This window comes from Cobetia sp. D5 (genome assembly GCF_035666195.1).
Lineage (GTDB): Bacteria > Pseudomonadota > Gammaproteobacteria > Pseudomonadales > Halomonadaceae > Cobetia > Cobetia amphilecti.
In genome coordinates this window covers 728,059-743,789 of the sequence record NZ_CP142020.1, presented here as the reverse complement: position 1 = coordinate 743,789, position 15,731 = coordinate 728,059, and the positions used below count along the sequence as shown (strand labels likewise).

Annotated in this window: 15 protein-coding genes; 8 read left to right on the top strand and 7 right to left on the bottom strand. The window is 64.1% G+C overall.

The features are described 5' to 3' along the window. Positions 1-127: 127 nt before the first annotated feature. Positions 128-715 carry a hypothetical protein gene (locus U0O11_RS03120; protein WP_054555137.1) on the bottom strand — a complete coding sequence of 196 codons (588 nt, stop codon included), beginning with the start codon at positions 713-715 and terminating at the stop codon, positions 128-130. 341 nt (positions 716-1,056) lie between these two features. On the opposite strand from U0O11_RS03120, the gene ugpB reads away from it, so the two are divergent. From ugpB to U0O11_RS03085, 7 genes are all read left to right on the top strand, one after another. Beyond that, complete coding sequence (ugpB, locus tag U0O11_RS03115; protein ID WP_225347579.1) at positions 1,057-2,427, top strand: sn-glycerol-3-phosphate ABC transporter substrate-binding protein UgpB; 1,371 nt, start codon at positions 1,057-1,059, stop codon at positions 2,425-2,427. Between the two features lie 200 nt (positions 2,428-2,627). Next, positions 2,628-3,503, top strand: a complete 876-nt coding sequence (ugpA, locus tag U0O11_RS03110) for a sn-glycerol-3-phosphate ABC transporter permease UgpA (protein WP_043335922.1) — start codon at positions 2,628-2,630, stop codon at positions 3,501-3,503. Continuing rightward, on the top strand, positions 3,503-4,348 hold the full coding sequence (ugpE, locus tag U0O11_RS03105) for a sn-glycerol-3-phosphate ABC transporter permease UgpE (RefSeq protein ID WP_043335925.1): 846 nt from the start codon (positions 3,503-3,505) through the stop codon (positions 4,346-4,348). The genes ugpA and ugpE overlap by 1 nt, the downstream gene beginning before the upstream one ends. 95 nt (positions 4,349-4,443) lie before the next feature. Then, the gene (locus U0O11_RS03100) at positions 4,444-5,559 is read left to right on the top strand and encodes a sn-glycerol-3-phosphate import ATP-binding protein UgpC (RefSeq protein WP_324691632.1); all 1,116 of its coding nucleotides are present in this window, start codon (positions 4,444-4,446) and stop codon (positions 5,557-5,559) included. 180 nt (positions 5,560-5,739) lie between these two features. Then, on the top strand, positions 5,740-6,567 hold the full coding sequence (locus U0O11_RS03095) for a glycerophosphoryl diester phosphodiesterase (protein WP_324691631.1): 828 nt from the start codon (positions 5,740-5,742) through the stop codon (positions 6,565-6,567). Further along, positions 6,564-7,385 (top strand): DeoR/GlpR family DNA-binding transcription regulator, encoded by an 822-nt coding sequence (locus tag U0O11_RS03090; protein WP_064503346.1) that lies wholly within the window; start codon positions 6,564-6,566, stop codon positions 7,383-7,385. Before U0O11_RS03095 ends, U0O11_RS03090 begins: the two co-directional genes overlap by 4 nt. Positions 7,386-7,490: 105 nt before the next feature. Then, the gene (locus U0O11_RS03085) at positions 7,491-8,309 is read left to right on the top strand and encodes an HAD-IIB family hydrolase (RefSeq protein WP_324691629.1); all 819 of its coding nucleotides are present in this window, start codon (positions 7,491-7,493) and stop codon (positions 8,307-8,309) included. Between the two features lie 153 nt (positions 8,310-8,462). Here the strand turns inward: U0O11_RS03085 and trpC are convergent, their stop codons facing one another. From trpC to U0O11_RS03060, 5 genes are all read right to left on the bottom strand, one after another. Continuing rightward, positions 8,463-9,287 (bottom strand): indole-3-glycerol phosphate synthase TrpC, encoded by an 825-nt coding sequence (gene trpC, locus U0O11_RS03080; protein WP_324691627.1) that lies wholly within the window; start codon positions 9,285-9,287, stop codon positions 8,463-8,465. After that, on the bottom strand, positions 9,287-10,333 hold the full coding sequence (trpD, locus tag U0O11_RS03075; protein ID WP_324691625.1) for an anthranilate phosphoribosyltransferase: 1,047 nt from the start codon (positions 10,331-10,333) through the stop codon (positions 9,287-9,289). Before trpD ends, trpC begins: the two co-directional genes overlap by 1 nt. A gap of 78 nt (positions 10,334-10,411) precedes the next feature. After that, the gene (locus tag U0O11_RS03070) at positions 10,412-11,047 is read right to left on the bottom strand and encodes an anthranilate synthase component II (protein WP_107336649.1); all 636 of its coding nucleotides are present in this window, start codon (positions 11,045-11,047) and stop codon (positions 10,412-10,414) included. Positions 11,048-11,369: 322 nt separating this feature from the next. Next, positions 11,370-12,857, bottom strand: coding sequence for an anthranilate synthase component I (gene trpE / locus U0O11_RS03065; RefSeq protein WP_043335326.1), 1,488 nt, complete (start codon positions 12,855-12,857; stop codon positions 11,370-11,372). Between the two features lie 187 nt (positions 12,858-13,044). After that, positions 13,045-13,749, bottom strand: coding sequence for a phosphoglycolate phosphatase (locus tag U0O11_RS03060; protein ID WP_043335263.1), 705 nt, complete (start codon positions 13,747-13,749; stop codon positions 13,045-13,047). Positions 13,750-14,000: 251 nt separating this feature from the next. On the opposite strand from U0O11_RS03060, the gene U0O11_RS03055 reads away from it, so the two are divergent. Continuing rightward, positions 14,001-15,302 (top strand): NAD(P)/FAD-dependent oxidoreductase, encoded by a 1,302-nt coding sequence (locus U0O11_RS03055; RefSeq protein ID WP_153635139.1) that lies wholly within the window; start codon positions 14,001-14,003, stop codon positions 15,300-15,302. 96 nt (positions 15,303-15,398) lie between these two features. On the opposite strand, the gene U0O11_RS03050 is transcribed toward U0O11_RS03055, so the two are convergent. Next, positions 15,399-15,731, bottom strand: coding sequence for a GIY-YIG nuclease family protein (locus U0O11_RS03050; RefSeq protein WP_324692490.1), 333 nt, complete (start codon positions 15,729-15,731; stop codon positions 15,399-15,401).

Sequence of the window (15,731 nt, the reverse complement as noted above, 5' to 3'; positions counted from 1 at the left end):
GGCCGACGCCCGCTTGATCGGCGCAGGAATTGATCACTGATCACTGATCGCTGAACCACAAAGGCCCCGCTCAATGAGCGGGGCCTTTGTCTTGGTGAGCATGTCATTCGCTTGCGTCATCTCATCCTCAGATATGACGCGCGAAGTGCTCCAGGTCACGCACGAAGGCGTTCTTGTAGGTCTCGAAGTCCTTCGGGCGCGCCTTGAAGGAGCGCTTGATGCGCTCGCGGTCCAGGCGCAGCGGCGCGTCGAGGGCCGCCAGGTTGCCGACACGCGCCGCCGGATTCATGCCGACCAGCTCGCGCGGTTGATCGCCTTCGGCCTCGGCCTCCAGCCAGTCGTTGATGCCGGCGCGACGCAGCACGCTGACCAGTGAGCTGTCGGTGATGCGCACCTGCAGGCGGCCGTGATCGGACAGCTGGGAGACCAGCGCGATGCCGTGGTCGTGACCGCGATGCACCGTCGGTGTCGCCCACAGCGCCAGATTCAGGCCACGTGCGTTCTCGTCGAGTACCAGCAGCGCGGCAGAGTGGATGCGCTCGGCATCGTCGACCAGCGCGAACAGGCGCGCCATCTCATTCTCGAACCACACCCCACGCACGCCGGCGTAACTCACCAGCGCATCCAGACCACCCTCGCGGCCATGGACTTCGGCGCACAGCATCGCCAGACAGGCATCACGTCGGGCACCGGCACTCACTTCAACCACTTTCATCGCGTTCTCCGCCACAGGCATTTTCAGCGCGCAAGACTAGCACACTCGCTCGCCGGCCGCTTATTCCGGCCTTGAGTTGCCCCCGGCGCCTCGCTTGCCAGCCTGAGCCGAGCTGGCGGCGCCACACACCGGCTGCTCAGCCATAAGTTCAGCCTCGCTCGAATGAACATCTTCCTGTCACAAAGTTGTAAGGCGGGCGCTATAGAGTCGTCTACGCTTTTCGGACGATCATCAAAAGAACAAGAAAATGTTCACTTGATCGTCGCCATCGATCGTCAGCGGCCAGCGTCCTTCTTCTTTGTTGCGGAAGCTGGCCAGGGGAACCTCTCAGGAGTTTGACCATGCGCCGCCCGACCTATCATGCAAGCACCCGTACGACTGCCACCGCGACTCGTCGCCTCGCCAGCCTCGCACTGGCCATCGGTTTCGCCTCCGCCTCCGCCAGTGCCCTCGCCGCCACCGAGGTGGAATGGTGGCACGCCATGGGGGGCGGGCTCGGCAAGAAGGTCGACGAGATCGCGGCCGACTTCAATGCAAGCCAGGACGACTACGTCGTCAAGCCGGTCTTCAAGGGCAACTACTCCGAGACCATGACCTCCGCCATCGCCGCCTTCCGCGCCGGCAAGGGCCCGGACATCGTGCAGATCTTCGAGGTCGGCACCGCCACCATGATGAGCGCCAAGGGTGCGATCGTCCCGGTGCATCAGCTGATGGCAGACTTCGCGCCTAAGGAAGGCACCGCCTTCGACCCGAACGCCTACCTGTCTGCCGTCACCGGCTATTACACCGACACCGACGGCAAGATGCTGTCGATGCCGTTCAACTCCTCCACGCCAGTGACCTACTACAACAAGGACGTGCTGGCCAAGGCAGGCGTCGACTCCCTCCCGCAGACCTGGCAGGAAATGGGCGCTGCGCTCAAGAAGGTCGTCGATTCCGGCGCCGCCAGCTGTGGCCTGACCACCACCTGGCCATCCTGGGTGATGCTGGAGAACTTCTCGGCGCGCAATGACGTGCCCTTCGCCAGCCAGGCCAATGGCTTCGCCGGCACCGATACCCGCCTCGAATTCAACACGACCGCCGTGGTCGACCACATTCAGCGTCTCGATGACTGGCAGGCCGACAAGCGCTTCGTGTTCGGCGGTCGCTTCGATGACGCGGCACCCAAGTTCTACTCCGGCGAGTGCGCGATGATGATGGGCTCTTCCGCCAGCTATGCCGGCGTCAAGGAAAGCGCCAAGGGCTTCGAGTTCGGCGTGGCACCGCTGCCCTATGACAGCGACGTGATCGAGACGCCGCAGAATTCCATCATCGGTGGCGCCTCGCTGTGGGTGCTGTCCGGTCACAGCGATGAGGAATACCAGGGCGTCGCCAAGTTCTTCCAGTACCTCTCAAAGCCTGAAGTGCAGGCCGACTGGCACCAGTTCACCGGCTATCTGCCGATCACGACTGCCGCGGCAGAGCTGACGCGCGAACAGGGCTTCTACGCCGAGAACCCGGGCACCGACGTCGCCATCACCCAGATGACCTCCGCGACGCCGACCGAGAACTCCAAAGGCCTGCGCCTGGGCAACATGGTGCAGATTCGTGACGTGATCAATGAAGAGCTGGAGAAGATCTTCTCCGGCAAGGAAAGCGTGCAGGACGGCCTCGACAACGCCGTCAAGCGCGGCGATTCGCTGCTCGAGAAGTTCGAACGCGCCAACGGCTGATCATCGCCACACCGGGGGCGGGCCCATGCCGGGCTCGCCCTCCCGCTATTTTCTCCAGCCAGAGAGCGGAAAGCGCATCCGACATCCGGTGTCCTTTCCCTTCTCTCACGGCTTGATGGCGCAGGAGCGGCCGAGGTTTGCCGACTCCATGCTACCGACGGAACCACCCAGTCCCTCCTTGCTTGCGAGACCCCTGCTGCATGGCCCATTTCAATCGACACCCCATCACGCCCTGGATACTGCTGGCGCCTCAGCTGCTGATCGTGGCCGTGTTCTTCTTCTGGCCGGCCTACCAGGCCATCGAACAGGCCTTCTATGTCGAGGACGCCTTCGGGCTCTCGCGGGAATTCACCGGGCTGAGCAACTTCGTCAGCGTGCTGAGCGAGCCGGAATATCTCACGACACTATGGACGACCACCTATTTCTCCTTTGCAGTGGCCTTCGGCGCCATGGCATTGGCGCTGGGGCTGGCCGTACTGGCCGACCGCGTGCTGCGCGGCGCACACGCCTACAAGACCCTGCTGATCTGGCCCTACGCCGTGGCACCCGCCGTGGCCGGGGTGCTGTGGCTGTTTCTGTTCGACCCGACGCTGGGCATTCTGCCGGAGCTGCTGTCCGCCATCGGCATCGACTGGAACCACAAGCTCAATGGCGATCAGGCCATGTTGCTGGTGGTGCTGGCCTCGATCTGGAAGCAGATGAGCTACAACTTCGTGTTCTTCCTCGCAGGTCTCCAGGCGATCCCCAAGAGCCTGCTGGAAGCGGCCGCGATGGACCGCGCCGGCCCCTGGCGGCGTTTCTGGACCATCACCTTCCCGCTGCTCTCGCCGACCAGCTTCTTCCTGCTGGTGATGAACGTGGTCTACGCCTTCTTCGAGACCTTCGGCACCATCGATGCCACCACCCAGGGCGGTCCGGCCGGCTCGACCCGCACCCTGGTCTACAAGGTCTATGAAGATGGTTTCGTCGGGCAGGACCTGGGCTCGAGTGCTGCCCAGTCCGTGCTGTTGATGGTCATCGTCGGCGTGCTGACGCTGATCCAGTTCAAGTATGTCGAGAAGAAGGTGCAGTACTGATGCGCTACAACCGCCCCGGGCTTGATATCGCAAGCCATGCCCTGCTGATCGTCGGCTGCGCACTGTTCTTCCTGCCGGTCTGGATCGCCTTCAGCGCCAGTACCCACGAGATGGGTGACCTCTACTCCAACGTCGCCCCCGTCTGGATCGGCGAGGCTGGCCTGGACAACTACCGCCAGCTTCTGGCAGACCCGGTCAGCAGTCTCGGCGCCGACGTGATGACCCTGTTGTTCAACTCGATGCTGATGGCACTGGGCATCGCCATCGGCAAGATCATCATCTCGGTGCTGGCCGCCTACGCGATCGTCTTCTTCGAGTTCCGCTTCCGCAAGCTGTGCTTCTGGCTGATCTTCATCACCCTGATGCTGCCGGTGGAGGTGCGCATCCTACCGACCTTCAAGGTGGTGGCCGACCTCAACATGCTGGACAGCTACGCCGGCCTGATCCTGCCGCTGATCGCCAGCGCCACCGCGACCTTCCTGCTGCGTCAGTTCTACCTGACCATCCCGGCGGAGCTGGTCGAGGCCGCGCGCATCGATGGCGCCGGGCCGTGGCGCTTTCTCAAGGACATCCTGCTGCCGCTGTCGAAGACCAACATCGCGGCACTGTTCGTGATCATGTTCATCTACGGCTGGAACCAGTATCTGTGGCCGCTGTTGATCACCACCGATGCCGACTACCTGACCATCGTCGTCAGCCTCAAGCGCATGCTGACCACCGGTGATGGCCTGGTGCCGTGGCAGGACGTCACCGCCACCACGCTGCTGGCCATGGGCCCGCCGGTACTGGTGATCCTGTTCATGCAGCGCTACTTCATCAAGGGCCTGGTGGACAGCGAGAAGTGATCTCGCGCTCCGACCCGCGACACCTCGCCCCCTGACTCCGTTACGCCGTGATGGACAGACTTGCCCGTCACGCCACCGCTCTGGATACACAACTCATGGCAACACTGGCGCTCAAGCAGCTCAAGAAGCAGTACCCCAATGGCTACAAGGCCCTGCATGGCATCGACCTGGCCTTCGGCGAAGGCGAGCTGATCGTCATCGTCGGCCCGTCCGGCTGTGGCAAGTCGACCCTCCTGCGCACCCTGGCAGGCCTGGAGGACATCTCCGAGGGCGATCTGGAGATCAACGGCAAGCGCGTCAATGAGCTGGAACCCGCCGAGCGCGACATCGCGATGGTGTTCCAGAACTACGCGCTCTACCCGCACATGAGCGTGTTCGACAACATGGCCTACGGCCTCAAGAACCGGCGCACGCCCAAGGACGAGATCCAGCAGCGCGTCAGCGAGGCCGCCGAGCTGCTGGGCCTGACCGAGCTGCTCGATCGCCGCCCCAAGCAGCTCTCCGGCGGCCAGCGTCAGCGTGTCGCCATGGGACGCGCCATCGTGCGCAAGCCGCAGGTCTTCCTGTTCGATGAGCCACTCTCGAATCTGGACGCCAAGCTGCGTGTGCAGATGCGTCTCGAGATCCGTCGCCTGCAGAAGCGTCTCAAGGTCACTTCCGTCTACGTGACCCATGATCAGACCGAGGCCATGACCCTGGCAGACCGCCTGGTGGTGATGAACGGCGGCCATGTCGAGCAGTTCGGCACGCCGATGGCGCTCTATGATCAACCCGCCAGTCAGTTCGTCGCCGGCTTCATCGGCTCGCCGGCGATGAACTTCCTGAGCGCCACCCAGGCACAGGCAGGTCTTGCGCTGCCGTGTGGCGCAACCATTGCCCTGAAGGGCGAAGGCTTGGCCACGGGCGATGAGCTGACCCTCGGCATTCGCCCCGAGCACCTGCAGGTGCTGGAAGCAACCGATGCCCTGCCCGCAGGGGCCGCGGAGCTTGAGGCGCGCATCGAGCTGGTCGAACCGCTGGGCGCGGACACCCTGGCGTACTGCCGGCTGCAAGGCCAGAACGAGCCGCTGGTGGTGAGACTGGATGGCGAGCACGCCGTCGCGGAAGAACAGACGCTGCGCCTGGCCATCCTTCCGGCGCGTGCCCATCTGTTCGGCACCGACGGCAAGCGGCTGGCAACCCGCGAGCAGGCGACAGCGGCCACCGAATGAGCGCTTGCATCCTGTCGCGGGCCGACGGAACCCCTTGCCCTGATAACGTCATCATTGGATGGTAATGCTTGAGACCTGCCCTGATCAGTCTCGCGTCTGAGCATCAGTGATCCGCCTCGACCGATCAGCGCCACAGCTGCGTAGCGGGCAGACATGCCATTCTTTCTGTGAGGATTCACCATGGTTTCATCGTCACATTCAGCCGACGCATCACATTCAACTGACAGCGTCCTGTCCCTGCCCCTGGCGATCGCACATCGCGGCCTGTCGGCCTATGCGCCGGAAAACACCCTGGCCGCCATTCAGGCGGCGCATGAGGCCGGCTTTCAATGGGTGGAGCTGGACGTGCAGTTGCTGGGCGATGGCACGCCGGTCATCTGGCACGATGCCGGCGTGAATCGCTGCTCGGATGGGCGTGGCAAGCTCAAGAATCTGGATTGGGACAGCGTGCAGACCTTCGATGTCGGCAGCTGGTTCAATGCGTGCTTTGCCGGTGAGCGGATGGCCTCGCTCAAGCAGGCGCTGGAGCTGATCGCGCGCCTGGACATGCGCCTGAATCTGGAGCTCAAGCTCAGCCCTGGCCACGATGCCCAGGCGCTGGTCGATGCCGCCATCCCGATGGCCACCGCCCATCTGCCCGCCTCACACCTGATCATCTCGTCGTTTGATCCCCAGGCGCTGCGGTTGACACGTCAACGCGACCCGCAGGTGCATATCGGCCTGCTCTACGATGACATTCCCGACGACTGGCAGAGCCTGGCCGATGAGCTGAACGCAAGTTCCGTGCATGCCGATTGGCGCGCCCTGACGCGCGCCGCGGCCAGTGCCATCACCAGCCGGGGCCACAAGCTGCTCTGCTACACGCCCAATGATGCGGCCGCCTTCGCGCCGCGCTGGGCCTGGGGTGTGGATGCCGTCATCAGCGATGACCCGGCCATCTTCAGCGAGGAGGATCGCGAGCCCACTCTGCCGAACGACACCACCACGCAAGGGCTACCCCAGACATGACCCCGGGCATCGAGCGCGACAGTCGCAGCGTCGAACACGCAAGCAATGATGCACTGACGCCGCGCCAGCAACAGATACTCGAGCGACTGGCCCGCGAGGGCCAGCTGGCCGTCGACCCGCTGGCCCACGCCTTCGACGTCACGCCCCAGACCATCCGGCGTGACCTGGGCGTGCTGTGTGAGCGCGGGCTGGCGCGTCGGCGCCACGGCGGCATCGAGCGCCCACCGGGCGGCTACAACCTGGGACATTCCCAACGCATCATGCTGGCGCGCACTGCCAAGCAGGCCATGGCCGCCAGCGTGGTCGCCGAGATTCCCGATGGCGCCACCCTGGCGCTGGGCATCGGCACCAGCGTGGTGGCGGTCGCCGAAGCCTTGCTTGCCCGGCGCGGCCTGCGCGTGATTACCAACAATCTGCAGGTGGCGCAGGCGCTTTCGACCCATCCGGATGTCGCCGTCCAGTTGGCGGAAGGACAACTGCGCCCGCAGGATCTCGACGTGGTCGGCAGTGCCACCGTAGCCTTCTTCGCGCGTCATCAGGTCGATATCGCGGTCCTCGGCTGTGGCGGCCTCGATGCCGGTGGGCTGCTCGACTTCGACCCGGAAGAAGCCGCGGTCAGCCGTGCGCTGGTCCATCATGCCCAGCGCCGGATTCTGGTCGCCGACGCCAGCAAGTGGGGGCGCGCCGCCATGTGCCGCATCGCCCCGCTCGAGGAGATCGACCTGCTGGTCACCGATGAGCTGCCCCATCAGCCCGATTATCGCAGCGCGCTGGAGGCTGCCAGCCAGCAGAGCCTGTCGGTGCGCTTCACTGCCTGAACCGAGGCGCGTCGCGCAAGCCGGCACGCATCGACGATACTGAAGGGACACGCGACTGATGACAGCCGTGCTCCCGCTTACCTTCTGAGGATTTCTGGAATCACCATGCAAGCTTTCGCCCACTGTCCTGCCAGCACCCTGTCGGGTATCCGGTATCTGTTGACCGATATCGATGACACCCTCACCCATGAAGGGCGTCTCGCGGCATCGACGCTGGCGGCGCTGGAGCGTCTGGATGCCGCCGGCATCATGGTCATTCCCGTCACGGGCGGCTGTGCGGGCTGGTGCGATCACATCGCACGCGCCTGGCCGGTTGCCAGCGTGATCGGTGAGAACGGCGCCTTTGCCTTCCGCCGCCAGGGGCAGCGCATCCTCACCACCTGGTGGGAAGACGAGCAGCGCCTGCGCGCTCGCCAGCGCCACGTCATGACCGTCGCCCGCCAGCTGCTGCTCAACCATCCACGCGCAGCACTGGCCCAGGACCAGCCCTTCCGCTTCGCCGATGTCGCGGTGGACCACTGTCAGGCGGTCGGCCCGCTGGCCCAGAGCGAGATACGCGCCATCATCGCCGGCTTCACGGCCGCCGGTATTCAGGCGCGCGCCAGCTCCATCCACATCAATGCGTGGCAGGGCGAGTTCGACAAGGCGCGCATGGCGGTGCGGGTCCTCACCGAGACCTTCGGCCTGGACCGCATGCAGCTGGAGCAGGAGGTGATGTACGTCGGCGATGCACCCAATGATGCGCCGATGTTCGCCACCTTCCGCCACACCGTGGGCGTGGCCAACATCATCCAGCACCGCGCGGCACTGGGCTGGGAGCCCAGCTGGGTGACACGCCACAGTCATGGCGCCGGGGTCGAGGAAATCGCCGAGGCTCTGCTCACGGCACGCAAGGGAGTCGAGAGCGTCAAGACAGACGCCTGACCCTGTGACTGATGGCAGCCATAGACCTCCAGCAGGATGACGGCCACAGGCCTTTGGACAGAAGTCAGCAGACAGGCATAAAAAAGCCCGCATGGCATTGCCATGCGGGCTTTTGTTATCCATAAGATAACGAATAACGCCAACTACCGGCTATCAATCCCCGAAGAACAATCCCCGCAGGCCTTCACCCGGATCATCAAAGCGCATGAAGGCCTCCCCTACCAGGAAGCCGTGGACGCCAGCGTCGCGCATCTTCGCCACATCGTCACGGGTATGGATGCCGGATTCGGTGACCACGCGCACGCCTTGCGGCATGTCGGTCAGCAGGTCCAGCGTCGTCTCCAGCGACGTCTCGAAGGTACGCAGGTCACGGTTGTTGATGCCGACCAGTTCGATGCCCAGCGCCAGTGCACGCTTGAGTTCTTCGCCGTCATGCACCTCGACCAGCACATCCATGTCCAGCTCACGCGCCTGACGATACAGAGCGCTCAGGCGCGCATCGTCCAGCGCCGCGACGATCAACAGGATGCAGTCGGCACCGATGGCACGTGCTTCCAGCACCTGATACGGGTGGATGATGAAGTCCTTGCGAATCACCGGAATCGAGACGGCGTCGCGCGCCTCGATCATGAAGTCCTCATGCCCCTGGAAGAAGTCGGCATCGGTGAGCACCGACAGACAGGCGGCGCCGGCCTGCTCGTAGGCCACGGCGATTTCGGCGGGCACGAAGTCTTCACGGATCACGCCCTTGGAGGGGGACGCCTTCTTCACTTCGGCGATGATGGCCGGCTCGCCACGGTCGATGCGCGACGTCAGCGCCTCGATGAAGCCGCGCGGCGCGCTCTGTTTCTCGATCAGGGTCTGCAGGTCCGCCTCGCTCACCGCGGCGCTGCGCTCGGCGATCTCTTCTTCCTTGCGCGCCAGAATCCTGGCCAGGATGGTCGGCAATGCCTTGTCAGTCGTCTGCTCGGTGCTCATCAGCGGGTCGCTCCTTCATCATTGACCTGGGCGTAGACACGGGTGAAATCCGCCAATTCCTTCATCTTCTCGAACGGCAGCTTGCTGGCCTGCACGTCCTCGGCAATGCTGACACCCTCCTTGAGACTGTCCGCGATGCCCGCCACGTAAAGGGCCGCACCGGCATTGAGTGCCACGATGTCGCTGGCCGGGCCGTCATCACCGCGCAGCGCCTGCTGCACCAGCTTGAGGCTGGCGTCCGAGGTTTCCACCGCCAGACTTTCCAGCGACTGGCGCGCGATGCCGAAGTCTTCCGGCGCGATACGGTATTCGCGGATCTCGCCATCCTTGAGCTCATTGACCAGCGTCGGTGCCGCCAGCGAGATCTCGTCCAGACCATCATCGCTGTGCACCACCAGCACATGCTCGGCCCCGAGGCGCTTGAGCACCTCGGCCATCAGCGGTACCAGCGCCGGGTCATAGACCCCCAGCACCTGACGGGTGGCGCCGGCCGGATTGGTCAGCGGACCGAGGATGTTGAACATGGTACGCACCCCCATCTCGCGGCGCGGGCCGATCACGTGCTTCATGGCGGCGTGATGATTGGGCGCGAACATGAAGCCGACCCCGATATCATCGATGCAGCGTGCGACCTGCTCGGCGTCCAGCGCCAGATTGATGCCAGCCGACTCAAGCAGGTCGGCACTGCCGGACGATGACGAGACACTGCGGTTGCCATGCTTGGCCACATGACCACCGGCGGCCGCCACCACGAAGCTTGCCGCCGTGGAGACATTGAACAGGTTGGCGCCATCACCGCCGGTGCCGACGATATCCACTGCATCGGTGGCGCGCACCGTGACCCGCGTCATCAGCTCACGCATCACCTGGGCGGCGGCGGCCAGCTCATCGACGGTCTCGCCCTTCATCGACAGCGCCATCAACAAGGCCCCGATCTGCGCCTGGGTCGCCTCGCCGGTCATGATGGCCGTCATGACCGCATGAGTGTCGTCGTAGCTCAGGTGCTGGCGGCGCATCACGGCGCCAATCGCCTCACGCATCTGCATGTTGTGTCTCCGCAGGCGCCAGCCTCGGCGGCTGACGCATGAAAAAATAGGGTGTGACTCTATGCGATCAACGCCCGCTCAGGCGGCTTTCGCAGCCTCGCCGCGACGCAGGAAGTTAGCCAGAAGCTCATGACCCTGCAATGTCAGGATCGACTCAGGGTGGAACTGGACACCTTCGACATCCAGCTCGCGATGGCGCAGGCCCATGATCAACTGCGGCGTGACATCGTCGTCATCCGTCCAGCTGGTGACGATCAGACACTCGGGCAGGCTTTCGCGATCGACCACCAGCGAGTGATAACGCGTGACTTCCAGCGGCTCGGCCAGCGCGGCGAAGACACCGCTGTTGTCGTGACGCACGGCGGAGGTCTTGCCGTGCATCACCTGGGGCGCACGTACCACCTTGCCGCCGTAGACCTGACCGATGGCCTGGTGACCGAGGCACACGCCCAGAATCGGCAGCTTGCCGGCAAAGTGGCGAATGGTTTCCAGCGTGATGCCGGCCTCGTTGGGCGTGCACGGCCCCGGACCCAGCACCAGATGTGAAGCGCCGAGCGCCTCGATCTGCTCGAGCGTGATGGCGTCATTGCGCACGGTCAGCACTTCAGCGCCCAGCTCACTCAGATACTGGACGATGTTGTAGGTGAAGCTGTCAAAGTTGTCGATCATCAGCACGCGTGGCGTGCTGGCGTCCTGCGAAGTGAATGTCTGCATGGTCAGTGTCCATTCTCGGGAGCGGATCATGCGCCGTGATTGACCGGCCTGCCCGCTCTCCTGTGGTGTCGTTCCCGCCGTCCAGCAACAAAAATGCCGCCCTGGTCGGCGGCATTCTTCTGGTCGTACGTCCTCGAACTTCAGACATGCGAAAGCCGCCCCCTTGTCAGGAGCGCCACCACTGCTGGCTGAGGTCGTGCGGGTTACGTAGCGTCATGGGTCAATAGTGCGTTGAGCTGCCAGGAGTGTCAATCACATGCGCCGTTGCAGGGAGTGACCCGCGAACACTGGCGAGTCACTCCCGAAATGCACGGCGCGCCGATCAGTCCAGGTTGTCCAGACCGCGCTCCGCCATCGCCACGGCACGGAACAGGGCACGCCCCTTGTTGAGGGTCTCGTCCCACTCGGACTGCGGCACGGAATCGGCCACGATACCGGCGCCGGCCTGGACGTGCAGCACCTTGTCCTTGAGCACCGCGGTGCGGATCGCGATGGCGGTATCCATGTTGCCGTGCCAGGAGAGATAGCCCACCGCGCCGGAATAGATGCCGCGCTTGACCGGCTCCACCTCGTCGATGATCTCCATGGCGCGAATCTTCGGCGCGCCGGACAGGGTGCCTGCCGGGAAGGTGGCCCGTAGCACGTCCATCGGCCCCAGGCCTTCCTTCAGCTTGCCGGTGACGTTGGAGACGATGTGCATGACGTGGGAATAGCGCTCCACCACCATCTGGTCCGTCACCTTGACGCTGCCGGTCTGACTGATGCGACCGGCGTCGTTGCGGCCCAGGTCGATCAGCATCAGGTGCTCGGCGACTTCCTTGGGATCTGACAGCAGGTCCTTCTCCAGCGCCAGGTCTTCCTCTTCGGTGGCGCCGCGCACGCGGGTACCGGCGATCGGGCGCACCGCGACCTCGCCATCCTCGAGACGCGAGAGAATCTCCGGTGACGAGCCGATGACGTGGTGGTCATCCAGGTTGAAGAAGAACATGTACGGCGAGGGATTCAGGCTGCGCAGTGCACGGTAGAGATCCAGCGGCGCGGCGCGGTAGGGAATCGACATGCGCTGCGACGGCACGCACTGCATGACATCACCGGCCAGCACGTATTCCTTGATCTTCTCCACTGCGCCCTTGAAGCCTTCCTCGGTGAAGCCGGAGGTGAAGTCGGTCTCCTTGACCGGCTCGCCGCCGGTGCCGGGACTGACGGTATTCAGGGTCGCGCTGCGCAGCTGGATCTCGAGGCGCTCGAGACGCTCGCAGGCGGCCTCGTAGGCGTTGGGCGTTGCCGGGTCGGCGTGGGTCAACAGCGTCAGACGCCCGGACAGGTTGTCGAAGATCACCAGCTCGTCGGCGACCATCAGCAGGATGTCCGGCACGCCCAGCGGGTCCGGCTTCTCGACGCCGCGCAGGCGCGGTTCGATATAGCGCACGGTGTCATAGCCGAAGTAGCCGACCAGACCGCCATTGAAGCGCGGCGCACCGTCGATGACCGGCACACGGAAACGGGTCTGGAACTGCTCGATCCAGTCGAGGGGGTCCTCGACCTCGGTCATGCCGGTCTGCTCGCCATTGATCAGATGCGAGACCACCTGGCCACGCACCTCGATGCGCTCACGACACGGCAGGCCGATGATGGAGTAACGCCCCCACTTCTCTCCGCCCTGCACGGACTCCAGCAGGAAGGTCCACGGCATGTCGGCCAGCTTGAGATAGGTAGACAGTGGCGTGTCGAGATCCGCCAGCACGTCACGGGTGACGGGAATGCGGTTGTAACCGGCTTCGGCCAGTTCAGCGAAGTGTTGTGGGGTCATCATGACCTGCAGTTCCTTCCACGGAGGGTGCGTTGCCGACACGGGGCCGGCTTGTCTGGGACTCAGTCTATCATCGCGGATCGCTGGCGGCAGCGCTGGTGGAGGCAAGTTCTGCCATCTCATGCCTCACTGCGCGCCCGAGCGGGACACCAGCCTCGCTCTGTCAATTCCCATCAATCAGCGTCACTCAGCCAGCCACGACCAGCTCGGCAAGCGAGTCGACGAGGTAGTCCGGGTGGCTGCGCGAGATCGGCTCGCCATGGTTGTAGCCGTAAGGTACCGCCAGGGTGCGGAAACCGGCGGCGCGGCCTGCCGCGATATCATGACGCGAGTCACCGACCATCAAGGCCTGACGCGGCAACACCCCCAGCCGCTCGGCGGCGAACAGCAGGGGCGCGGGGTCCGGCTTGCGCGTCGGCAGGCTATCGCCGCCCAGCGCCAGCGCGAAATGCTCGCTCAGCGCGAAGTGCGAAAGCAGCGGCTCGATGAAGGCTTCCGGCTTGTTGGTGATCAGCACCAGCGGAATCCCGGCCTGGCGCAGCCCCTCCAGGCATTCCCGCACCCCGGGATAGAGTCGCGTACGCGAGCTGGGGTCGGCGGCGTAATGTGCCAAAAAGCTCTGATGCGCCTGCTCGACCCGCGCCAGGTCATCGGTCGCCAGGCCATGTGCTGCCAGGGCGCGCTCCACCAGTACCCGCGATCCATTGCCGACAAAGTCGCGTACCCGCGCCTCGCCCAGCGCCGCCAGCCCCTCTTGCTCAAGCATGCAGTCGATCGCATGGGCGAGGTCCGGCACCGAGTCGATCAGGGTGCCATCGAGGTCGAAGGCGACCATCTCGATCGCCCTGAGCGACGGATGTACCGGACCTGTGAATGTGGGATGATCGTGCATCCTTGCTCCTTTTCAGCGACAGGATTCGTGTAGGTGCCAAAAGCGCAACGACGAGTTCTCGCGTGCTCATGGCGAATATACGTAAAATAACGACATCTCGCGCATGCAGCACTATTTAGCACGCTCATTATCTTGTTATCATAGCGGTATCGCGACGCCAGTTATCGACTCCGGGCCTTGCATGTTCTGACTCGATAGCCGGCCGACACTTTTCACACCTTCCCATCAATCTTGTCACTGAGGAACACTCAATGGCCATTCCCCGCATCGTAGTCGTTGGCGGAGGCGCCGGCGGTCTGGAACTCGTCACCAAACTGGGCCACAAGCTGGGCCGCAAGAAGAAAGCCGAGATCATTCTGATCGACCGCAACTCCACGCACATCTGGAAGCCGCTGCTGCACGAAGTGGCCACCGGCGTGCTGGATTCCGGTCTCGATGAAGTCTCCTACCAGGGCCATTCCAAGGCCCACGGCTACAAGTTCCAGCGCGGCACCCTGGAAAGCCTGGAGCGTGAAGAGAAGCAGCTGACCCTGGCCGCCATCCATGACGCCAAGGGCAACGTGCTGCTGCCCGCCCGCCAGCTCAGCTATGACTATCTGGTACTGTCACTGGGCAGCGTGTCCAATGATTTCGGCACCGAAGGCGTCGCCGAACATTGCCACTTCCTGGACAGCCCGCAGCAGGCCGAGAAATTCCGCCGCGACATGCTCGACACCTTCCTGCGCTTCAGCGCCAACGGCGAGGAATGTGAGCGCCAGCAGCTCAACGTCGCCATCATCGGCGCCGGTGCTACCGGGGTCGAGCTCTCCGCCGAGCTGTTCGATGCCTCCAAGATGCTGCACAGCTACGGCTTCTCCTCGCTGGAAGACCGCCAGGTCAAGGTCCACCTGATCGAGGCCGCACCGCGCATCCTGCCCGCCCTGCCGGAACGCATCGGCAAGCCGGTCGCCAAGGAGCTGACCAGGCTGGGCGTCGATATCCACGTCGATACCCGAGTGACATGCGCCGACTCACGCGGCATCACCACTGCCGATGGCACTCTGATCGAAGCCGACCTGAGCGTGTGGGCCGCCGGTATCCGTGCGCCCGCCTTCCTGTCCGAGCTGGGTCTGTCCACCGAGCGCAACCATCAGGTCAAGGTGCACCAGACCATGCAGAGCATCGATGATGAGTTCATCTTTGCCCTCGGTGACTGTGCCAGCTGCCCGCAGCCGGATGACAAGCGCGTCCCGCCGCGCGCCCAGGCCGCTCACCAGCAGGCCAGTCTGATGGTCAAGAACCTGCGCGCCGCGATGGCCAACAAGCCGCTCAAGGACTTCGTGTTCAAGGACCACGGCTCGCTGATCTCGCTGGCGCACTTCGATGCCGTCGGCTCGCTGATGCGCGGTGCCTCGGCGCGTTCGCTGTTCATCGAAGGCCGCCTGGCCAAGTTCTTCTACGCCTCACTGTATCGCATGCACCAGATGGCGATTCACGGCGTGGTCAAGACCGGCATGACGGTGGTGGTCGATGGCCTGAACCGTTACCTGCGTCCGAAGATGAAACTGCACTGAGACTGAGCCTGCTCGGCAGGGTCGTCAGTCAACAAAACGCCCCCGACGGATTCCGTCGGGGGCGTTTTCGTTTCACGCATTCAATCAAGCAGACCGTCAGTCGAGCAGGCTATCCAGCGCAAGCTCACCGGCGATCAAGCGACGCTTGGCCGCCACACTCAACTGCTTGACGCGATACTCAAGCTTGAGCGCCCGCGAGCGATCGCCGACCACCTGTTGATAACACAGCGTCAGCGGCCCCTTGCCACGCAGCGCTCGCGCACCGCGCTTGCCGCCCTCATGCTCGCTCAGGCGGCGCGCCACATCGGTACTGATACCGGTGTAGAGGCGCCCCTGGGCCGTCTCGAGCACATACAGCGACCACTCGCTGAGCGCCGCGGCGTGAACCGAGCCGTCGACTGCCTCGCCAGCTCGCGCGCTGTCATCCAT

Coding starts and splice junctions, on each gene's coding strand:
- U0O11_RS03120 (WP_054555137.1), bottom strand. CDS start 715: ATGAAAGTGGTTGAAGTGAGTGCCGGTGCCCGACGTGATGCCTGTCTG.
- ugpB (WP_225347579.1), top strand. CDS start 1,057: ATGCGCCGCCCGACCTATCATGCAAGCACCCGTACGACTGCCACCGCG.
- ugpA (WP_043335922.1), top strand. CDS start 2,628: ATGGCCCATTTCAATCGACACCCCATCACGCCCTGGATACTGCTGGCG.
- ugpE (WP_043335925.1), top strand. CDS start 3,503: ATGCGCTACAACCGCCCCGGGCTTGATATCGCAAGCCATGCCCTGCTG.
- U0O11_RS03100 (WP_324691632.1), top strand. CDS start 4,444: ATGGCAACACTGGCGCTCAAGCAGCTCAAGAAGCAGTACCCCAATGGC.
- U0O11_RS03095 (WP_324691631.1), top strand. CDS start 5,740: ATGGTTTCATCGTCACATTCAGCCGACGCATCACATTCAACTGACAGC.
- U0O11_RS03090 (WP_064503346.1), top strand. CDS start 6,564: ATGACCCCGGGCATCGAGCGCGACAGTCGCAGCGTCGAACACGCAAGC.
- U0O11_RS03085 (WP_324691629.1), top strand. CDS start 7,491: ATGCAAGCTTTCGCCCACTGTCCTGCCAGCACCCTGTCGGGTATCCGG.
- trpC (WP_324691627.1), bottom strand. CDS start 9,287: ATGAGCACCGAGCAGACGACTGACAAGGCATTGCCGACCATCCTGGCC.
- trpD (WP_324691625.1), bottom strand. CDS start 10,333: ATGCAGATGCGTGAGGCGATTGGCGCCGTGATGCGCCGCCAGCACCTG.
- U0O11_RS03070 (WP_107336649.1), bottom strand. CDS start 11,047: ATGCAGACATTCACTTCGCAGGACGCCAGCACGCCACGCGTGCTGATG.
- trpE (WP_043335326.1), bottom strand. CDS start 12,857: ATGACCCCACAACACTTCGCTGAACTGGCCGAAGCCGGTTACAACCGC.
- U0O11_RS03060 (WP_043335263.1), bottom strand. CDS start 13,749: ATGCACGATCATCCCACATTCACAGGTCCGGTACATCCGTCGCTCAGG.
- U0O11_RS03055 (WP_153635139.1), top strand. CDS start 14,001: ATGGCCATTCCCCGCATCGTAGTCGTTGGCGGAGGCGCCGGCGGTCTG.
- U0O11_RS03050 (WP_324692490.1), bottom strand. CDS start 15,731: ATGGATGACAGCGCGCGAGCTGGCGAGGCAGTCGACGGCTCGGTTCAC.